Origin of the sequence: Exiguobacterium sp. s193 (assembly GCF_018618755.1) — a bacterium.
Classification (GTDB): domain Bacteria; phylum Bacillota; class Bacilli; order Exiguobacteriales; family Exiguobacteriaceae; genus Exiguobacterium_A.
In genome coordinates this window covers 98,482-120,449 of record NZ_JACSMR010000010.1, presented here as the reverse complement: position 1 = coordinate 120,449, position 21,968 = coordinate 98,482, and the positions used below count along the sequence as shown (strand labels likewise).

The 21,968-nt window shown below is 48.0% G+C and carries 14 protein-coding genes and 1 CRISPR repeat array; all 14 genes read left to right on the top strand.

What is annotated here, in order from left to right; all coding sequences use genetic code 11:
- Positions 1-695: 695 nt before the first annotated feature.
- The 14 genes from glmS (at position 696) to KNQ04_RS12130 (ending at position 21,964) form a co-directional block, all read left to right on the top strand.
- Complete coding sequence (gene glmS, locus KNQ04_RS12195) at positions 696-2,492, top strand: glutamine--fructose-6-phosphate transaminase (isomerizing) (RefSeq protein ID WP_214851042.1); 1,797 nt, start codon at positions 696-698, stop codon at positions 2,490-2,492.
- 80 nt (positions 2,493-2,572) lie between these two features.
- Complete coding sequence (locus tag KNQ04_RS12190) at positions 2,573-3,157, top strand: hypothetical protein (RefSeq protein WP_214851040.1); 585 nt, start codon at positions 2,573-2,575, stop codon at positions 3,155-3,157.
- Positions 3,158-3,533: 376 nt separating this feature from the next.
- Positions 3,534-4,094 (top strand): isochorismatase family protein, encoded by a 561-nt coding sequence (locus tag KNQ04_RS12185; RefSeq protein ID WP_214851038.1) that lies wholly within the window; start codon positions 3,534-3,536, stop codon positions 4,092-4,094.
- 257 nt (positions 4,095-4,351) lie between these two features.
- Positions 4,352-6,673 (top strand): CRISPR-associated helicase Cas3', encoded by a 2,322-nt coding sequence (gene cas3, locus KNQ04_RS12180; protein ID WP_214851037.1) that lies wholly within the window; start codon positions 4,352-4,354, stop codon positions 6,671-6,673.
- Between the two features lie 20 nt (positions 6,674-6,693).
- A complete protein-coding gene (cas5c, locus tag KNQ04_RS12175; RefSeq protein ID WP_214851036.1) occupies positions 6,694-7,392 on the top strand; it encodes a type I-C CRISPR-associated protein Cas5c in 699 nt (232 codons plus the stop codon).
- A 15-nt stretch (positions 7,393-7,407) separates the two neighbouring features.
- Positions 7,408-9,273 (top strand): type I-C CRISPR-associated protein Cas8c/Csd1, encoded by a 1,866-nt coding sequence (gene cas8c / locus KNQ04_RS12170; RefSeq protein ID WP_214851035.1) that lies wholly within the window; start codon positions 7,408-7,410, stop codon positions 9,271-9,273.
- Positions 9,270-10,127 (top strand): type I-C CRISPR-associated protein Cas7/Csd2, encoded by an 858-nt coding sequence (gene cas7c, locus KNQ04_RS12165; protein ID WP_214851034.1) that lies wholly within the window; start codon positions 9,270-9,272, stop codon positions 10,125-10,127. The genes cas8c and cas7c overlap by 4 nt, the downstream gene beginning before the upstream one ends.
- On the top strand, positions 10,117-10,776 hold the full coding sequence (gene cas4 / locus KNQ04_RS12160; RefSeq protein ID WP_214851033.1) for a CRISPR-associated protein Cas4: 660 nt from the start codon (positions 10,117-10,119) through the stop codon (positions 10,774-10,776). The genes cas7c and cas4 overlap by 11 nt, the downstream gene beginning before the upstream one ends.
- A complete protein-coding gene (cas1c, locus tag KNQ04_RS12155; RefSeq protein WP_214851032.1) occupies positions 10,773-11,804 on the top strand; it encodes a type I-C CRISPR-associated endonuclease Cas1c in 1,032 nt (343 codons plus the stop codon). The genes cas4 and cas1c overlap by 4 nt, the downstream gene beginning before the upstream one ends.
- Positions 11,805-11,817: 13 nt before the next feature.
- A complete protein-coding gene (gene cas2 / locus KNQ04_RS12150; protein ID WP_214851030.1) occupies positions 11,818-12,108 on the top strand; it encodes a CRISPR-associated endonuclease Cas2 in 291 nt (96 codons plus the stop codon).
- 181 nt (positions 12,109-12,289) lie between these two features.
- Positions 12,290-18,801: a CRISPR direct-repeat array (repeat unit 32 nt; unit sequence GTCGCACTCCTCGTGAGTGCGTGGATTGAAAT).
- A 153-nt stretch (positions 18,802-18,954) separates the two neighbouring features.
- On the top strand, positions 18,955-19,962 hold the full coding sequence (locus KNQ04_RS12145) for an NAD(P)/FAD-dependent oxidoreductase (protein ID WP_214851028.1): 1,008 nt from the start codon (positions 18,955-18,957) through the stop codon (positions 19,960-19,962).
- A gap of 106 nt (positions 19,963-20,068) precedes the next feature.
- Positions 20,069-20,920: a PPK2 family polyphosphate kinase gene (locus KNQ04_RS12140; protein WP_214851027.1), complete on the top strand. Its 852-nt coding sequence runs from the start codon at positions 20,069-20,071 to the stop codon at positions 20,918-20,920.
- A gap of 136 nt (positions 20,921-21,056) precedes the next feature.
- Positions 21,057-21,395: a zinc ribbon domain-containing protein YjdM gene (locus KNQ04_RS12135; RefSeq protein WP_214805641.1), complete on the top strand. Its 339-nt coding sequence runs from the start codon at positions 21,057-21,059 to the stop codon at positions 21,393-21,395.
- A gap of 143 nt (positions 21,396-21,538) precedes the next feature.
- Positions 21,539-21,964, top strand: a complete 426-nt coding sequence (locus KNQ04_RS12130; protein ID WP_214802732.1) for a DMT family transporter — start codon at positions 21,539-21,541, stop codon at positions 21,962-21,964.
- The last annotated feature ends 4 nt before the right edge of the window (positions 21,965-21,968 follow it).

Sequence of the window (21,968 nt, the reverse complement as noted above, 5' to 3'; positions counted from 1 at the left end):
CCGTTGTCCTCTACCCGCTTTTCTCAGGCGGAACGCAAGCCGCGGTCAGCTTGGGGCTGACCGGGTCTCGCCTGTTCCTGTCGGAAGCGGAGCTTCCTTTTCCTGTAGAAGTCGGACAGGGACGCGGGTTCGTTTCAGAAATAGCGTGGGTCTGGAGTGGGGATAGTGTTCATATCGAACCCGTTGTCCTCTGCCCGCTTTTCTCAGGCGGAACGCAAGCCGAGGTCAGCTTGTTGCTGACCGGGTCTCGTCTGTTCCTGTCGGAAGCAAAGCTTCCTTTTCCTGTAGAAGTCGGACAGGGACACGGATTCGTTCGAAGGTGGACAAATAATATAAAGAAGAACGATTCTTTTTTACAAAATCTAGGTATTAGAGGTATTGTTTAGAAAGATATCGGGAATAGTTACAAATACGTTACCTTCCTTGCTTTTTCCAATTAAAGTTCGTATGATTGTAAAGTCGGACAGAAACGGAGTCGGACAGAAATAGAAGCGCCAGGGCTGACTATGTGATAGGCAGCTGACGAGGTGGAGGTTTATCGAATCATTCGGCGGATGCCTCCCGGTACCTTATCAGTACCGTAAACGTACTTGAAATCGTCTAAGTGATTAGACAGACAAACAAGTACGTGCTGATAGCTCTCGACAAGAGCCGTTTCCTCTTCAGGGAAATACTTGATATGGGAGAGAATCAATATGTGCGGAATCGTAGGTATGATCGGAGAAGTTAACACGAAAGAAATTTTACTAAAGGGTCTCGAAAAACTCGAGTACCGCGGTTATGACTCGGCAGGTCTTGCGTTCGTCAATGACGGCGTACAGGTTCACAAAGAAGTCGGTCGCATCGCTGCGCTACGCGAAGTCGTCCCTGCAGATGCAGATGGTACAGTAGGAATCGGTCACACACGTTGGGCAACACACGGTGTACCAAGTGTTCCGAACGCCCACCCACACCAAAGTGCATCATCACGCTTCACACTCGTGCATAACGGTGTCATCGAAAACGATGAGCAGTTAAAAGCAGAACTCAATGTCGATTTACTCAGCGACACGGATACAGAAGTCATCGTTCAGATGATTGAAAAGAACTTTGACGCAACAGGTGATGTTACGGAAGCGTTCCGCCAAACACTTCGTATGCTCCACGGTTCGTATGCGCTCGCATTGATCGATGCAGAAAACCCAGACGTTCTTTATATCGCAAAAAATAAATCACCACTTCTCGTTGGTCTCGGAGACGGTACGTTCAACGTCGTTGCGTCTGACGCAATGGCCATGCTTCAAGTAACGGATCAGTTCGTTGAGTTACATGACGGCGAAATGATCATCTTGACGCGTGACAGTGTCACAATCCAAGATTTAGACGGAAACGTCCAAGAGCGTGAAGCGTATACAGCTGAAATCGATGCATCTGATATCGAAAAAGGAACGTATGCGCACTACATGCTCAAAGAAATGGACGAGCAACCAGCCGTCATCCGGAACATCGTTCAAAAATACCAAAACGAAGCTGGCGACATCACACTCGATCAATCGGTCCGTGATTTAGTCCTCGGACGTGACCGTGTCTACATCATCGGTTGCGGAACAAGCTACCATGCCGGTTTGATCGGGAAACAATTGATCGAGCAAATCGCGGGGATTCCGACAGAAGTTCATATCTCGTCTGAATTCGGCTACAACATGCCACTCTTGACAGAGAAACCACTCTTCCTCTTCCTTTCACAATCAGGTGAAACAGCGGATAGCCGTGCCGTTCTCGTCGAAGCGAAAAAACTCGGTCACCCGGCACTGACAATCACGAACGTCGCGGGATCTACTCTGTCACGTGAAGCGAATGCAACACTCTTGTTGCATGCCGGTCCTGAAATCGCAGTTGCCTCAACAAAAGCATACACAGCGCAAATCGCTGTTCTTGCGGTCCTCGCGTTTGACTTGGCTCAAGCAAAAGGCGTCGACGTCAACTTCGATCTTATGAAAGAACTCGGTAAAATTTCAAGCGCAATGGAATCTGTCATGTCACAAAAAGAACGGTTCCAGGAAATCGCTGCAGAATACTTGTCTGAATCACGCAATGCGTTCTTCATCGGTCGCGGTCAAGATGCGTATGTCGGAATGGAAGGGGCACTCAAGCTCAAAGAAATTTCGTACATCCAAGCAGAAGGTTACGCTGGCGGCGAATTGAAACACGGTCCAATCGCTTTGATTGAAGACAACACACCAGTCATCGCCCTCGTGACACAACCACACGTTCACCTCAATAACCGAGGCAACGTCAAGGAAGTCGTCGCACGTGGCGCGAACGCATGTGTCATCGCTTCAGAAGGTCTCGAATTGCCGACAGATGCATTCGTCATCCCGTCAGTCGAGCCGCTCTTGTCACCATTACTTTCAGTCTTACCACTTCAGTTGATCTCGTACTATGCGGCACTCGGTCGTGATTGCGACGTCGACAAACCACGTAACTTGGCGAAATCGGTAACAGTTGAATAAAAACATTCAAGTCATACTCCTTCCAGTTGGAGTATGACTTTTTTATTATCTAACACGAAGGAATGAGTGGTGAAACACATATGCAGATGAAAACAAACTGGCTCCAAGCGTTTCCGCAATCCTGTGCAGTAGACGTGGAGGCTGTGAGACGTCTCTTCCCACACCGATTGTTTAGACCGGTGACGTGGGAAACGATTGAAATCGCGTATTGGCAAGAAAAGTTGAATTTGCCGTCTCGCGTGTACTTGAATGAAGTACCAGAGGTGAAAATCGAGACATTGACGAAACAACAACGGTGGCTACTGTATTGTTTGTATACGCGCCATCACAATGGTTATATCCGTGAGAAATATGTTCAACGATTACAAGAAGAACAGGCGGATACAGACTGGGTGTTGCTTTATCTAATTGAGTTGACTGGGGAATATGTGAGTGAAATTCTAGAACGAATCGAGCCGATTTTAGAGAGGTGGTCTGAGGAAAATTTGTGTTCCTTTGTACAAGCAAATGATGTTTACATGACACGGATTGAGCGCCGCATCATCAGCTACTGGAATGTATATCAGCGGACATCTTATCCACTCTTATGGGATTCGTTCTATGTCGGATTTCGACTTGCAAAGTACTACCGTCTACGCAAGGTAACAAATCAGTTGAAGTACTGAAATCTAGTGATCGCCAAAAGACCGTACACTCTTTATTGAGCGTGTACGGTCTATTTGTTAGTTCATCATGGACTGAAGATAGAAGAAGCTTAGCAAAACAAGCGAAATCAAAAAGCAGACGAACATATTCTTCATAAAGACGTTCCGTGAAAGACGCCGGTTCATGATCATCTTATCGAGAAACAGATTAACAGCTAAGACAATTACGAAAATCACAAAAAAGAGTGGCAATAGTTCCATATGTAACATCCTTTCTATCGTTTTATTTACCACATCGGATTAAAGAAAGTTTCGCAAAAATTGGAAATTTTTCAGAAAAACAGGACTTCTTTCGGATAGTATGGAAGAGTGAAGCAAACAAAGGGGGCAGAGAACGATGCGACAAGCGGTACTCATTATTGATTTTCAACAGGATCTCGTTGAAGGTACGGCAGAAGAGTCGGGTGTTCATGCGAAAGATGCCGTCAGCCAGGTCATCAATCAGGTCGTACAAGAAGCGCGGAATCAGGATCATGCCGTCGTTTTCATTCGGGATCTTGATGTCGCGGACGGAAACGGACCGGGGTTTGCGGTACACGCCTCAATTCATGTTCCGGCTGAAGCAGTCACGTTTGATAAAGCCGCAACCAATTCGTTTCACGGCACGCCGTTGCTCAGTCATCTGAAAGAGCAACAAATCGAACATGTCGTCATTCTCGGCTGCAAGACGGAACACTGTATCGATACGGCGGTCCGCAGTGCAACCGTCAATGGATTTGATGTGACGCTCGTTGCTGACGGACATACGACGAACGGTTCCGATGTCTTATCAGCAGAGCAGATGATTGCCCACCACAATCAAGTCTTGCACGGACACTACAATGTCGAACATTTTGCGGTTGTCCGGCCGTCAACGGAGAAGTTGTTTGAACCGATCCACGATCAGTATAGAACGTAAAAAGGCATCAACTACATGTCCTACCGGGCGTAAGAATCGAGTAGACACCTTCACTTGAGACATCAAGGAAGAAGGGGTCTATTTTTTTGTTTTCCAGAATGGATTGACAGTGTAATGTCAACGCATAATTTTTAAAGGCTGCAACAAAAAAGTGAAGGGGTATAAAAGAAGGAAATGGTAAAATAATTAAATAAAAGGATTTTTATAGTGTATATAGAAATGGGATAATTAGGATGTAATGAAAAAGGAGGATTTTCATGCGCTACATCGCACATGTACGTTCGACGGACGCGGAGATTCAAGAAGTCACAACCCATCTACTTGAAGCACGAGAACTCGCAGAAAATTGGGGGAAAGATGTCGGATTGATGCATGTCTGTGGGATAGCTGGCCTTTTACACGATATGGGGAAGCTGAGTGATGAATTTCAGACATATATTCGAAAGGCGACATCAGGTGAGCGGGTCCGGCGTGGGGAAGTCGACCACGCAACCGCAGGTGGAAGATTGTTATTTGAACGCCTCAAAGGAGAGCGTGGACAACTCCTTGCAGAAATGGTTGCAAATGCGATTCTTTCGCACCACGGTAACCTCCAAGACTACTATCTAGAAGAGGAATCACCTTTTTTGCAACGCGTCGAACGAAAAGAGCTTCCTTCCTATGAAACGTGCCGCAAGCGATTTTTCCAGGTGGTCATCGATGAGCAAGAATTCGACCGCTATGTCGAACAGGCCGTCGACGAATTATATAGCTGGATTTTACGAGAGGGCCGCTCGACCGCGCGCGTGTCACTCGCCACGAAATATATATTTAGTGTCTTACTTGATGCTGATCGGACGAACACAAGAGAATTTGAACAAGGAACGACGACCGCGACGACACAAGTAGACTTCGAAGAACTGAAGAGACGACTCGAGGCACACTTGTCCACATTTTCACAGCAGACAGAACTCACACCAATCAATCGTTTACGTCAAGAGATGTCAGATGCATGTCGGGCATTCGCCGATCACCCCAGTGGAGTGTATACACTCTCAATCCCGACAGGCGGAGGAAAAACGCTTGCTAGTTTACGTTATGCACTTCACCACGCAACAACACATCAAAAGAAACGCATCATTTATGTCGTACCGTTTACGACGATCATCGAACAAAATGCACAGGTTGCAAGAGACGTATTAGGAACAGACATGATTTTAGAACATCATTCGAACGTCGTCGAGATCGAAGGTGCTTCAGACGATGTGATGGATATCCAAGCGAAATTACATTTGGCGAAGGACAATTGGGATGCACCGATTATCTTTACGACGATGGTCCAATACCTCAATACGTTTTATGCAAAAGGGAATCGGAATACGCGACGGTTACATCATTTAAGTGAAGCCGTCATTATTTTTGACGAGGTTCAAAAAGTTCCACTCAAATGTATTTCACTTTTCAATGAGTCAGTGACGTTTTTAAAGGATTCATTGCAGTCAAGTGTGGTCCTGTGTACGGCAACACAACCGGCACTTGATTTTGTAAAGTATCAGCTCATCCAAGATGGAGAGATGATTGATGCGTTACCGCAAGTCATGGAGGCTTTTAGGCGAACGGACTTAGAAGTCATCGAGGGAGAGATGGATACAGCGCGTCTTGCTGATGTTGTGACGCGACAGGCAGAAGAAAAAAATAGTGTGTTAGTCATTCTGAATACAAAAAGTGTCGTCAAACAACTTTATGAAGCACTACGAGAACAACACCCGAATGAAGAAGTCATCCATCTCAGTACAGCAATGTGTGCAGCACATCGGACAAAGATTCTTCAAACAATCAATGAGCGACTAGAACAAGGAGAACGCATCATATGTATAAGCACCCAGTTAATTGAGGCAGGAGTCGATGTCAGCTTTGCTTGCGTCATTCGCTCACTAGCGGGACTCGATTCAATTGCACAAGCAGCGGGGCGCTGTAATCGACATGGTGAAGTCGCACGACGAACAGTGTATCTCATCGATCATGCAGAGGAAAATCTAAAATACCTTCCGGAAATTGCCCGTGGTAAGGAAATCGTTCGTGCTCTACTTGTTGATTTTCTCCGTGACGGAAAGTCGTATGAAGGAAATTTGTTAGGAACAGCAGCGATGACCCGATATTTCCAAGAGTTGTATGACGCATCTGAAGTAGAACTTGATTTTCCGGTCCGTGGAAAGACATTGACTTTAGCACCACTGCTCTTTAAGTCAAGAAATGTTCCTGAACTGATGTTATCGAGTCGCCATCGAACGGTCGCGGATCAGTTTAAAGTCATTGAGGATATGACCGAGACGGTGCTCGTTCCGTATGGTGAAGAAGGAAAACGTTTGATTGCGTTTCTGAATGGAGAAGCAGATTGGGAAGACATGCGTAAATGGTTGAAACAAGCGCAGCAATACAGTATCAACTTGCATACGCACGAACGAAAAAAATTAGAAGAAACGCAGGGATTGCACGTCATTTTGGATGGCGCAGTTCTTGTCTTGAGTGAACGTGCGTACGATGAGCATTACGGACTGAACCTAGAGCAGGATTCGATACTAGAAGAGAAGATTTTATGATGTAAAGGAAGTGTTGGAACATGCGGAATACGATTGAGTTTAAAGTATACGGCGATTATGCGTTGTTTACTGACCCACTTACGAAGCTTGGTGGCGAAAAGATGTCGTATCAAATCCCGACATATCAAGCAATCAAAGGTATCGTTGAATCAATCTACTGGAAACCGACGATTTTGATTGTCGTAGACGCTATCCGGATTATGCATCCGATCAAGATGGAAGCAAAAGGGATGCGACCGATTGAATACGGAGGGGGAAACTCACTTGCGCATTACACCTATTTGCGTGACGTCTGCTATCACGTACGCGCCCATTTCGAGTTCAATGAGAACCGTCCTGACTTAGTTTTCGACCGGAATGAAGGGAAACATTATGCAATCATGAAGCGGTCACTCGAAGCAGGGGGACGACGCGACATTTTCCTTGGTGCTCGGGAATGTCAAGGATATGTAGAACCGATTGATTTCGATTCAGGTGACAGCTTCTATGATGGTGCAGATCTGCACTTCGGGACGATGGTTCATGGGTTTGATTATCCCGATGAGACCGGGCGTGACGAACTCGCCGTTCGACTATGGAATCCTGTCATGAAAGATGGCGTCATTGCATTTCCGAGACCGGAGACGTGTTCGCTCGTTAAGACGGTCAAGGTGATGGCCGCTAAGCCGTTTGATGCATCGAACATAACAGGGGTCGAAGAACTGTACGAACAACTCTAAAGGAGGTGAAAATCGATGAGTGTTTGGAAACAGCTATATGATACGTACGAAATGAACGTAAAACATGTCGGTGAGTTCGAAAGTCGTTGGGAAGGACAGGACTTTACATTGCTTCCTGTCTCGCATACGACGCAGACAGCACATGTGACGATAATCGTGACGCCGGACGGAGAGTTTCATTCAGCGACACATATCGAAAAAGGACAGGGAAATACGTTGATTCCGAGCACGGAAGATTCTGCGAATCGTGCAGGCAGTGTCGTTGCCCCGTATCCGTTACATGATAAGTTACAGTACGTCGCAGGCGATTTCTTGAAGTACGGTGGTGTTTATAAAGGGGAGAACGCACACCTTGCTTATCTTCGCCAACTCAAAGCATGGGTTGAAACCGCCCCATACGCGCCACTTGAGAGTATTTATCGTTATGTTCAGAAAGGTCGGTTGATCGAGGATTTGATTCAAGAAGGTGTGTTTTCTGCAACTGAGAGTGGTGAACTTCGCTGGACATGGAAGGAAGCAGGGGACAAGCCGCCGGTTTACGGAATCGTCACCGGCGGACTCGAAGGAACATTTGTCCGTTTTCAGGTACGTTCAACGGACGGCATGCACCGGCAACCTTGGCGAGATCAGGCATTCTTTGATTCATTCATCACGTTTTATGCAGCACGTCCAGGAACGGAGGGTCTTTGTTTCGTAACTGGAAAACAAGAGCGGTTATCCTCGAAACATACGAATAAGATTCGAAATTCAGGGGATAAAGCCAAGCTGATTTCTGCGAATGATAGCTCTGGATTTACATTTCGAGGGCGTTTCGATAAACCGGACGAAGCGGCAAGTATTAGCTATCAAGCTTCGCAAAAAGCACATAACGCATTAAAGTGGCTCATTCAGCGACAAGGTCGTAGTATCGACCAGCGTGTGTTCTTGATTTGGGGAAATCAACAACCTGATCTACCTAATCCACTCGAGAATACCTTGTCACTTGCACAACTCTTTGGTGAAGAAGAGGAATTCGTCGCGCACACGGTTCAAGAGGGGGCGCTTGCCTTTTCGGATGCCTTGCTCGGGTTTAAGCGACGCTTACCAAAACAAGAGGTGAATATCTTGACACTTGATGCGGCGACGACTGGACGTATGGCGATTTTGTACTACCGGACGTTTGATCAAGAGACGTACTTCAAACGGTTAGAACGCTGGCACACGGAGTACCCGTGGGAATATACCTACCAAGATGCAAATAAAAAACGTCAAGTGTACATCGGCGCCCCTTCTTTAAAGGATATCGCCCTGATGACCTATGGAACACGCGGAAATGAAAAATTAATTAAAGCGACCGTCGAGCGTTTATTACCTTGTGTCATCGATGAACGGCGTGTCCCGACGGATATTATCCGTTGTCTCACACAACGCGCATCGAATCCTGTCGGGATGGAGCACTGGGAGTGGGAGAAGACACTTAGTATTGCTTGCGGCATGGTCAATAAAAAGGAGGAGATGACAGTGTCATTGGATCAAGAAATCAACGATCGAGATTATTTATTTGGTAGATTGCTCGCACTTGCCGACTATTTGGAACGGCGTGCGTTAGGACAGGACAATCGGGCGACAAATGCGATTCGATACATGAACGCCTTTTCTCAAAATCCGGCACGGACATGGATGACGATTCAAAGTGCGCTACAACCTTACCAAGCGAAGCTCGGCGGGAAAGTGTTGTTCATTAACCGTCAAATCGATGAAATCGGGGCACGACTGACAATTGAACAATTTACGAACAAGCCGCTATCTGGTAAGTACCTGCTCGGTTTTTATAGCCAACGGCATGAACTGTATCAAAAACGAGAAGAAACCATTAAACAAGAGGAGCGTGTGGAAGTATGAACACATTAGACCGGAAAATTGATTTTACTGTGATCTTATCTGTCGAAAAAGCAAATCCGAACGGAGATCCATTGAACGGAAATCGTCCCCGCCAAAACTATGATGGATATGGTGAGATTTCGGACGTCGCAATCAAGCGGAAGATTCGGAATCGGTTGCAAGACATGGGTGAATCCATTTTTGTACAATCCAATGATCGGAATCTTGATGGGTATGCGAGTTTGCGCGATCGGGCTGAAGCGAACGATACGATCAAAAAACTGATGAAAACGAAAAATGCAAGCGACCAAGTTGCGGCAGAAGCATGTGCGACATGGATGGATGTTCGAGCTTTTGGTCAAGTCTTTGCGTTCAAAGGAGATAAAGCGGGTGGTGTTTCAGTCGGCGTACGTGGTCCTGTCTCGATCCATACAGCGACAAGTGTCGCACCGATTGACGTGACGAGCATGCAGATTACGAAAAGTGTCAATTCTGAGAGCGGAAAGGAACGCGGTTCAGATACGATGGGGATGAAACATCGTGTGGACCATGGCGTTTACGTTCTCAATGGCAGCATCAATACACAGTTGGCTGAAAAAACGAAGTTCACACAAGAGGATGCTGAAAAATTTAAGCAGGCTCTCGTATCATTGTTTGAAAACGATGCGTCATCGGCACGTCCGGAAGGTAGTATGGAAGTGCACAAGGTCTATTGGTGGGAACATGATTCAAAATTGGGTCGTTTCTCTTCCGCAAAAGTTCACCGAGCGGTTAGTGTCCAGGCATTGACGGATGAACCAAAAAGCTTTTTGGACTATGAGATTAAAGTGGATGCACTTGAAGGACTTGAACCGGAAATATTAGATGGACTATAAGCGAGACGATACCTATCTTTTACTATCGGGCATTCAACATTTTCAATTTTGTCCGAGGCAGTGGGCCTTGATTCATATTGAACAGCAATGGGCCGAAAACGTGCGGACGATCGAGGGACAGGCACTTCATCAAAAGGCAGATGATCCGTTTCAACGAGAAAAACGCAAAGAAAAATTGATTGTCCGAGGGATGGCGATTAAATCTGAGCAACTGAACATAAGTGGACAATGTGATGTCGTCGAATTTATCGAGGATGCGTCAGGTGTTCCGATTCACGGGACACCTGGCACGTTTATTCCTGTACCTGTTGAATATAAAAGAGGGAAGCCGAAAGTAAATCCAGCGGACGAACTGCAACTTGCTGCCCAAGCGATGTGTTTAGAAGAAATGTTACTTTGTGCTGTACCAATCGGTTACTTGTATTATCATGAGACCAAACATCGGCATCCTGTTCCGATTACAAAAGAATTAAGAGCGTTGGTTTTAGCGACGGTTTCGAAGATGAATGATTATTACAATCGTCGTCATACGCCACGAGCAAAAATCGGTCCACATTGTAAGAGTTGTTCACTACAAGAAATTTGTCTCCCACGCCTAACAGAACGAGAGAGCGTCGCGGATTATATGAACAGGAGGTTGTGGGAGTGAAGAAGCTTCTGAACACATTGTTTATCAATCAGTCTGACTCCTACTTAGCACTCGATGGAGGAAATGTCCTCGTTAAAGCGGATGACCAAGTTCTAGGTAGAGTCCCTTTGCATAATCTAGAAGGAATCGTCGCATTTGGTTATACAGGAGCGAGTCCGGCTTTGATGGGGCATTGTGCAGAAAATGGGATAGCACTGACGTTTATGACGAAGCATGGGCGGTTTTTAGCACGTGTCATCGGGGAAAGTAGAGGAAATGTTGTTTTGCGAAAAACACAATACCGACGCTCAGATGATGAAACGGCATCGACCCGGCTCGCAAGAAACTTCATCCTAGGAAAACTCTATAATCAAAAGTGGATGTTAGAACGAATGACACGTGATTATCCGTTGCGCCTTGATGTCGAACGGTTCAAATCAACCTCTCAAGAGATGACTGAAACGATGCGCGAAATCCAAGTCTGTGAAAATCTCGAACGTTTAAGGGGATTGGAAGGAACGATTGCTGTTCGATACAATCGGTTGTTTGATTCGATGATCCTGCAACAGAAAGAAGATTTTCACTTCAAAGGAAGAACCCGTCGTCCACCGTTAGATCGAGTCAACGCGATGTTATCATTCGCATATAGCTTACTCGCGCGTGACGTAAGTGCGGCACTCGAAGCAGTAGGACTCGACGCGTATGTTGGATTTTTACATCGTGAACGTCCGGGGCGGGCATCACTTGCTCTTGATATGATGGAAGAACTGCGTGGTATTTACGCGGAACGTTTTGTTCTCTCGTTGATCAATAAAAAAGTCATTCAAGGAAAAGACTTTTTACAAAAAGAGAACGGGGCAGTCATCATGACAGAGAATGGAAGAAAAACATTTTTAACAGCGTGGCAAAAAAAGAAACAAGAAACGATTCAGCATCCTTATTTAAAAGAAAAAATGATGTGGGGTTTGGTTCCGTATGCCCAAGCGTTACTTCTCGCACGACATCTTAGAGACGATTTGGAAGCATATCCACCGTTCCTGTATAAATGAAGGAGGAAATGCCATGTTGGTTCTGATTACGTATGACGTCAGTACCGTCTCACCGGGTGGTAAAAAACGGCTGCGGCACGTAGCCAAACTATGCCAACGTTATGGACAACGTGTTCAAAATAGTGTTTTTGAGTGTATCGTCGATCAAACAGAATTTACATCGCTGAAACTCCGTTTGCAGGAGATCATCAATCACGAGCGTGACAGCTTACGCTTCTATAAACTAGGGAATCAATATGTATCGAAAGTCGAGCATTATGGAATAAAACCCTCCTTAGATATGGAGGGGCCTCTGATTTTTTAAAACATTCGACAGGTGCGAATATGAAGTACACATGAATTCATAGTTCGATTCGCACCTATTTTTTTGCGTAAAAATAAAGGGAAACAGATGATTTGATTTTTAAAAACGATGTTTCCCTACCATGTACGAACGTACCTTCGCTAAAAATGAGGTCATAGTCATTTTTATGACCATTTTAGCTGTCGCACTCCTCGTGAGTGCGTGGATTGAAATCCTAAATCCGTGTTGACGTTCGCGAAAAAATCCTGTCGCACTCCTCGTGAGTGCGTGGATTGAAATGAAGAAGATGACTTCGACGGGGCACTGGTCGCGGTCGCACTCCTCGTGAGTGCGTGGATTGAAATACGTACACGTATCCACTGTCATCCGCACTAAAGAGTCGCACTCCTCGTGAGTGCGTGGATTGAAATAGCCGCATCTCGAGAATCTCAATCTCACTCTTCGTCGCACTCCTCGTGAGTGCGTGGATTGAAATTAACTTGCTCATGTTGTCCTTACTCATATCCAATCGTCGCACTCCTCGTGAGTGCGTGGATTGAAATTCGTGCTGGAGTCGTTCGATTGTCGTTTGGGCGAGTCGCACTCCTCGTGAGTGCGTGGATTGAAATTAGATTGATGACATATACGTTGAAATCCGAATCGGTCGCACTCCTCGTGAGTGCGTGGATTGAAATGCACGCGAGCAGGAATACCTGACGGACCCCGACGTGTCGCACTCCTCGTGAGTGCGTGGATTGAAATGCCATCGCACTACTAAGTGTAGGCGCTCATGTTTGTCGCACTCCTCGTGAGTGCGTGGATTGAAATTCCTGCACGAGGTCGCCGGTGATGTTGAGCGGTCCGGTCGCACTCCTCGTGAGTGCGTGGATTGAAATCATCAAGCTGATCGTCGTCGAATTTTTGTAGCCGTCGCACTCCTCGTGAGTGCGTGGATTGAAATACGTACGAGGCGATGGCAGCGTCGCGCCGTGTCTGTCGCACTCCTCGTGAGTGCGTGGATTGAAATCGGAACTACATCAGCCCTGAAGAAGTCGGCAACGCGTCGCACTCCTCGTGAGTGCGTGGATTGAAATAATGATGGCTTTCTTGATGTCGGCACGACCATAGGTCGCACTCCTCGTGAGTGCGTGGATTGAAATTACTTGTACGTTGTTTTGCAAAGTTGTTTGGAAAGTCGCACTCCTCGTGAGTGCGTGGATTGAAATCCGTCGGAACGCCAAACGGATGGCAGCCATGCGAATGTCGCACTCCTCGTGAGTGCGTGGATTGAAATAGCATACTCAGATAGACAATATACAAAATACGCCGGTCGCACTCCTCGTGAGTGCGTGGATTGAAATATCACAGGCATTTCAAACACGGTAGGGGATGGAAGTCGCACTCCTCGTGAGTGCGTGGATTGAAATCGTCTGTCTTTGCTGCTCCGTCTGTATCTCCTACGTCGCACTCCTCGTGAGTGCGTGGATTGAAATACAAATTTCATGATTATACATAAATAAATGCCCCGTCGCACTCCTCGTGAGTGCGTGGATTGAAATATATCGAGCGAGAACTCCTGACCCGTACGTTCAGTCGCACTCCTCGTGAGTGCGTGGATTGAAATCTTAGCCATGCGATCGTAGTAATTTACAATGACGTCGCACTCCTCGTGAGTGCGTGGATTGAAATACGCGTCATGGAAGCCCTCGGTGGCTTTACAGGCGTCGCACTCCTCGTGAGTGCGTGGATTGAAATAGGCGATACCGAGTTGTTAGATAGCTTGTTTAAGTCGCACTCCTCGTGAGTGCGTGGATTGAAATGTTTACGCGCGACGATGCGAGGTGGTAAAGCCTTGTCGCACTCCTCGTGAGTGCGTGGATTGAAATTCGTCGTCGCAGGAGCAGTCGCCACTGGTATCGGGTCGCACTCCTCGTGAGTGCGTGGATTGAAATAGGAACTTGGATTGGAAATGAGACGACCTGAGAGGTCGCACTCCTCGTGAGTGCGTGGATTGAAATGGTTACCTCGTCAAGCGGCAGTCGAAGAATCCAGAGTCGCACTCCTCGTGAGTGCGTGGATTGAAATTCCGACTGGGTCACCGATACCACTGTTGACGGCGCGTCGCACTCCTCGTGAGTGCGTGGATTGAAATGAACCTTGTAGAGCGGCGACGAGCCGGGCGACGGTCTGTCGCACTCCTCGTGAGTGCGTGGATTGAAATGAACTACGAACCGACGGACCCGAACTTGCTCGAGGGTCGCACTCCTCGTGAGTGCGTGGATTGAAATATCGCATACGAGTACGAGGAACTACGAAAAGGAGTCGCACTCCTCGTGAGTGCGTGGATTGAAATTTCTTGTTCTTTTGCCACAAGTTTTTCAAACTCGTCGCACTCCTCGTGAGTGCGTGGATTGAAATAGTTGATACGATGCGATCAACGGCATCAGCTAAGGTCGCACTCCTCGTGAGTGCGTGGATTGAAATGTAAGCTGGTTACTCGTCCCATCCCCGATATTCAGTCGCACTCCTCGTGAGTGCGTGGATTGAAATCAATAACCTTCGTCATACCGTTCTTCCTTGCAGCCGTCGCACTCCTCGTGAGTGCGTGGATTGAAATCCATGACTCGCGGGAACAGGCGAAAGCGGACGGTGTCGCACTCCTCGTGAGTGCGTGGATTGAAATCGCTTCGTGTAGCTGCTCCCGAGGTCAATCTGTCGTCGCACTCCTCGTGAGTGCGTGGATTGAAATTACAAATAAACGAGGAGGCTACATCTATGTATTGTCGCACTCCTCGTGAGTGCGTGGATTGAAATACGGCCGACGGATCGTAAGGCAGCGAACGTGTCTGTCGCACTCCTCGTGAGTGCGTGGATTGAAATTAATGCGACTCCCCGTTGTGTTCATTTCTGTTCCCGTCGCACTCCTCGTGAGTGCGTGGATTGAAATCGGTCACGCCGGAATCGATGCCGAGCACACGGCTGTCGCACTCCTCGTGAGTGCGTGGATTGAAATAGTAGAGTGTTCAGCATCGAAAACAACTAGATCAGTCGCACTCCTCGTGAGTGCGTGGATTGAAATTAGATGAGCGACTGATTCGAAAAAGATTTTACCGTCGCACTCCTCGTGAGTGCGTGGATTGAAATTCATCCCAAAACGTTTTGATTTCCGCGAGTTTCTGGTCGCACTCCTCGTGAGTGCGTGGATTGAAATGGCTTTCGCGGGCTTCGGTACTGGGACTTTACCAGTCGCACTCCTCGTGAGTGCGTGGATTGAAATATCCAGCGTGATGGGGAGTGGATGCCGAGGGCACGTCGCACTCCTCGTGAGTGCGTGGATTGAAATGCATCGAGCAGGTGGGATGCGTCTGCCATGTGTGTCGCACTCCTCGTGAGTGCGTGGATTGAAATGCAAAGACGGCGGCTACATGATCGCCCGTCACGGTCGCACTCCTCGTGAGTGCGTGGATTGAAATGTCACGGGTGTGGTCGGTGTCATCGGTTTAATCGGTCGCACTCCTCGTGAGTGCGTGGATTGAAATTTGCGCCAGGTGAATCAATTAACAAGTGCATCCCGGTCGCACTCCTCGTGAGTGCGTGGATTGAAATGAACGAGAGTTGTGGGATGGCGGCACGTACCGCAGTCGCACTCCTCGTGAGTGCGTGGATTGAAATGCGTTTGCCATCCTGCCCCGTGAAGGGACGGTCGGTCGCACTCCTCGTGAGTGCGTGGATTGAAATACCTTGTCGTCGACCACCTTCGCATCAACGACCGGTCGCACTCCTCGTGAGTGCGTGGATTGAAATCATGTCTTCGAGATCGTAGCCAGTGAGCGCGTCGGTCGCACTCCTCGTGAGTGCGTGGATTGAAATGTTTTCGTTAGCCATTTTATCCCACCCCCCTTAGTCGCACTCCTCGTGAGTGCGTGGATTGAAATATCCTGTACCTCCTGCACCTGCATCGGAACTTTCACAGTCGCACTCCTCGTGAGTGCGTGGATTGAAATATCGGCACGAAACGCCTTTGTAAACGTCCAGCGAGTCGCACTCCTCGTGAGTGCGTGGATTGAAATGGGAATGAAAGCAATTTTGAGAAAGAACTTATCAGTCGCACTCCTCGTGAGTGCGTGGATTGAAATGTGATGTATTTTCTACCCCCCTGTTAGTATTCGGGGTCGCACTCCTCGTGAGTGCGTGGATTGAAATAAAATGAAAGGTTTTATGTGCGCCAAGTGTATTAGTCGCACTCCTCGTGAGTGCGTGGATTGAAATACGCAGTGGTAATGGATCGCGCAAGGCGTCCTCCGTCGCACTCCTCGTGAGTGCGTGGATTGAAATGGGAAGGTTCCGCTTTGTGCCGATGTCGGGCGAGGTCGCACTCCTCGTGAGTGCGTGGATTGAAATCGCCTTGATCTCGCAAGGTGGACTGGACGAGACAGTCGCACTCCTCGTGAGTGCGTGGATTGAAATGACGTTCGGGGAAGTCAAAGCTACGTTCATTACGGTCGCACTCCTCGTGAGTGCGTGGATTGAAATGGAATGGTTGACCTCACTGGTTGTGAGCTTGCGGTCGCACTCCTCGTGAGTGCGTGGATTGAAATTCACGTGGGATGACGATACGCAAAAGATACAAGGCGTCGCACTCCTCGTGAGTGCGTGGATTGAAATGTGGAGTTTACCTATGACCGCTTGTTGCTAGCAGTCGCACTCCTCGTGAGTGCGTGGATTGAAATAAATGCTCGCTGGCATCGACGCCAAGCGCAAACAATCGTCGCACTCCTCGTGAGTGCGTGGATTGAAATTCTTGCTGCACCCGTCGCATCTCGTCGAGGACGGGTCGCACTCCTCGTGAGTGCGTGGATTGAAATGTGGAGTATGGGACGCGGAAAATGCCAGCGCAACGTCGCACTCCTCGTGAGTGCGTGGATTGAAATGAATGCGATGTCTGCGATCAAGTCCGTCATCTCCGTCGCACTCCTCGTGAGTGCGTGGATTGAAATACGATCCCTGCCTTGCCGAGCCAACGTTTGACGGGTCGCACTCCTCGTGAGTGCGTGGATTGAAATCTTAGCCATCTTAAATCACCTCCGCGATAATATGAAGTCGCACTCCTCGTGAGTGCGTGGATTGAAATTGGCTTGCCGCTGGCTTGCTGTCGTCGAATGGCGTCGCACTCCTCGTGAGTGCGTGGATTGAAATACCAAGGCAGATCCTTATCTTTAGATACGGACATAGTCGCACTCCTCGTGAGTGCGTGGATTGAAATTGATTTAGGTTCTGATATTGGCGGTTGGCTCTCTGGTCGCACTCCTCGTGAGTGCGTGGATTGAAATCGGATGGCTTCGTTCTTCCAAGCACCGCCGTCCGTCGCACTCCTCGTGAGTGCGTGGATTGAAATAGTGACGTCGAAGTCGCGTTCGAACAAGCGTTGCGTCGCACTCCTCGTGAGTGCGTGGATTGAAATATCTATGATGCCCAGTCGATGATTCCATTTAAACGTCGCACTCCTCGTGAGTGCGTGGATTGAAATACGACGTATCACACGGTCAAGAATTACTTTGATGTCGCACTCCTCGTGAGTGCGTGGATTGAAATTTCGTTCTTGCGGATCTCATCCATCGCCCAGCGCGTCGCACTCCTCGTGAGTGCGTGGATTGAAATTCGAAAACGTTCGGTCTGACGAAAGACCAAGTCTGTCGCACTACTCGTGAGTGCGTGGATTGAAATTCAACTGGTTTATAGCGGTAGTAAATCAGATTTAGTCGCACTCCTCGTGAGTGCGTGGATTGAAATGTCGAGGAACTGATCGATGCCTTGAAGTTCATTGTCGCACTCCTCGTGAGTGCGTGGATTGAAATGTACCTGCTTTGACGTAATCAGAATTGATGGCGTGTCGCACTCCTCGTGAGTGCGTGGATTGAAATGACACGGTCGAAAAGAAAGCCATCGATCCGGCGGGTCGCACTCCTCGTGAGTGCGTGGATTGAAATTCTAATATCCTTAACTTTACGAAATCTTGACGTCAGTCGCACTCCTCGTGAGTGCGTGGATTGAAATATGTAGATGACTTCGAGGACACTTGTCGTCTCCGTGTCGCACTCCTCGTGAGTGCGTGGATTGAAATTTGATCACTCGTGAGTAAGTGATTCATCTACCTTGTCGCACTCCTCGTGAGTGCGTGGATTGAAATAGCATGACGTAGGCATCGAGGAAACGTTCGGCGTGTCGCACTCCTCGTGAGTGCGTGGATTGAAATATAGTCGGCTTGTTGTTCGACGGTATCAGCCATAGTCGCACTCCTCGTGAGTGCGTGGATTGAAATGCTGTTGTCTCGTTTTTCCTTCCTATCGGCATCCTGTCGCACTCCTCGTGAGTGCGTGGATTGAAATACTCCTCTGAATTGGTTACTAATAATATAATACAGTCGCACTCCTCGTGAGTGCGTGGATTGAAATGAGGTCAAGACCTTTTGTTTTGTCTTTCATGGCGTCGCACTCCTCGTGAGTGCGTGGATTGAAATAAATCAGAGCCGAGCGTGAAGACGATTCGCGGGCGTCGCACTCCTCGTGAGTGCGTGGATTGAAATCTTTGCTATCGGTCGTGATAACCAGGCGAACATTGTCGCACTCCTCGTGAGTGCGTGGATTGAAATATCGTTATCCTTGTAAATCCATCGACTTTTAACGTCGCACTACTCGTGAGTGCGTGGATTGAAATACGACTGATTGACAGCGGGCCTCTGACCCCCGAAAATCGTACTCTTTGCGCGTGCATGAATGTGAAGCATATTCAAAGGACGTTAAAAAGCGTCACTCAATGATGAAACCGCTATACTTGTGGAAATGAAGCAAGTAGAGGGGGAGATATCAGATGGAACAACCAAAACGAATCGGAATTATCGGCGGTGGACTCGCGGGGACGTTTGCTGCACGCCAATTACAAGTCGAGGGGTACGAGGTCGAGATCATCGAAAAAAGCCAAAGCGTCGGGGGACGCATGGCGACACGACGAATCGATCAGGGAACGGCGGACCACGGTGCTGTCTTTTTCACCGTCCGGACGGATGAATTGGCGCAGGAAGTCGATGAATGGCTCGAACGCGGATTAATCCGGAAATGGTTCGGCGATGATTTTCCGCGGTATATCGCGATTAACGGGATGAATCAACTCGTTCAGTCGATTGCACGTGATATTCCCGTCCACTTGAATGAACAGGTCGGACGGATTGAAGCGGACACGGTTTCCATGCGGACGATTTCAGCGAGCCAGACACGGGTCTATGACGCGATGCTCGTGACAGCACCGGTCCCGCAAGCCTATGACTTACTGCAAGCGTCCCGACTGACGCTGGACGCAACCGATCATACAGCGTTAGGCCGCGTCACGTTCGAACCGACATTCGTCGGCCTGTTTGAACTGAAAGAACCGCTCGAAATTGGACAGGTCGGTCTGGCGGACGAAGGGCTTGTCCCTGGGATGCTGAAGCTCGTCAACAACGCAGAAAAAGAAATCTCGGCGACGCCGTTACTGAGTGTCTACATGACGGGTGAGTGGAGTGAAGCCTGGTATGAAAAAGAAGAGGCGGTCACGCTTGCTGAAATCGAACGGCTCCTCCAAGCACAACTCGGTCCCGTCGAAATTGTCTCCCGTCAGTTAAAACGATGGCGTTATGCCCAGGCACGCGATGTCTTCCGCACGCCATTTCTAAAGCTGAATCACCATCCGCTGTGGCTTGCCGGGGATGCCTTCCTTGAAGCAGATGATACATCGGGACGGACACGCGTTGAGAGTGCCATCATATCCGGTCTCCGTGTCGCAGCGACCATCGATGCGCATTTCAAACAGCTGGTTCCAGTCTCAACTCCACAAAAAAAGTAAGCAGTGAAATGATTATCATTGAAAGTTAAGTTCATCTGAACGAGTTTTTAGGATTCCTTCTCAGGGTATAACTTTCAGAGGAAGTGAAAGTTGAGGGGGAGTAAGAGTGGACATCAAAAAACATCAAGTCACACCTGGCGCAACCGTTCGTTTGTCGGACTATAAGACGTCTGATCCGGACCGGATTTCTGAAGAGCAATTACTCAAGACATACATTCCAGATAGCGTTGAGGAATTGAAAGAGCTACATTGGCGGCTTCATGCAGAAGAAAAGCAGGGCATTCTTGTCGTCCTGCAGGCAATCGATGCCGGTGGAAAGGACGAAGCGATCAGCTATATCTTTTCAAACCTGAATGCCCAGGGCTTGAAGACGATTTCCGTCAAGAAACCGTCAGAAGAAGAACAAAAACATGATTTCCTATGGCGAATTCATGACGGGTTGCCGGCCAAGGGCGAAGTCGGGATTTTGAACCGCTCGTATTATGAAGACGTCATTGCGCCGCGGATTCATAATCTGCTTGAGGAGGAAGAGCTCCCGGACAATCAGGACGTTTGGCAGATGCGGTACCGGCAAATCAATGACTTCGAGCGGTACCTGGTCGAGAACGGCGTCCGTGTCGTCAAGTTTCTCTTTAACGTCTCAAAAGACAAACAAAAGGAACGGTTGCTCGAACGGATGAAAGACCCGAAAAAGAACTTCGAGTTTTCGTTCAGTGACGTCGAGGAGCGGGAACACTGGCAAGAATATCAAGACGTCTTCGCGGACCTCTTGTCACATACATCGACGGGGTATGCGCCGTGGCACATCCTCCCTGCGGACGATGATTGGTTTGCCCGCTACATCGTGACGGAAGTGATGAATGACGTTTTACGCGACATCGATCCGAAGTTTCCTAAAGTGTCGGACGAGGATCAAGAAAAACTAGATGAAGCAATCAAAAAGCTGGAAAATGAATAATTAAAGCCGGTCATCGTCTGACGATGACCGTTTTTTTATTTTTGGTAGAGAGTTGTTCGGATTTTTGACGTACATTAGCATCAGACACGTTATACTAAACAGGGAAGAAACGATGAACGATTTGGAGGAATCACACATGACTGAATATCCAAACTGTCCGAACTGTGGATCGAGCTATACATATGAAGATGGGAATTTGTTCGTCTGCCCGGAATGTGCCCATGAATGGACGCAGGCTGAAGCGGACGTGACGGAAGAGACGGCGGTCATCCGTGACGCGAACGGAAACGAATTGCATGACGGTGATACGATTACGGTCATCAAAGACTTGAAGGTCAAAGGGACATCACTTGTCGTCAAACAAGGAACACGTGTGAAAGGAATCCGTCTTGTCGAGGGAGATCACGACATCGATTGCAAGATTGATGGACTGGGCGCAATGAAGTTAAAATCCGAGTTCGTTAAAAAAATCTGATGTAAAAAACCGCCAGTCAAGTCGACATGGCGGTTTTGTGTTTTCGACGAATGAATTTATGTTCAGGACAAATGTCCTTTATCAATCATCCACCATCGTTTTAGGATAGGATGAAAGAAGATAACGAAAGGAAGGCGATACAGATGCGAGGTATCCTTTTTGCAATCAGCGGCGGTTTTTTCCTGACGCTCCAAAGTGTCGCCAATGCCCGAATCAGTGATGGGATCGGGACCTGGCAGGCAGCGACCGTGACCCAAATGACAGGCTTCATCGTCGCCTTATTGATCACATTCGCCTTACGCGACCGGACGTTTCAAGAGATGCGTCACGTCAAGCCACTTTATCTATCAGGAGGCGCACTGGCGGCAGCTGTTTTGTTCAGTAATATCACAGCCGTGCATTTGATGGGTGTGACATTGACGATTTCACTCTTTTTGATTGCCCAGCTCGGTCTGGCCCTGTTGATTGACTGGAACGGTTGGTTCGGAATGATGAAACGTCGGTTGCAGTTGCCGCAAGTCATCGGAATTTTGTTGATGGTCGGCGGTGTCTTGATCTTGAAACTATAAGGAG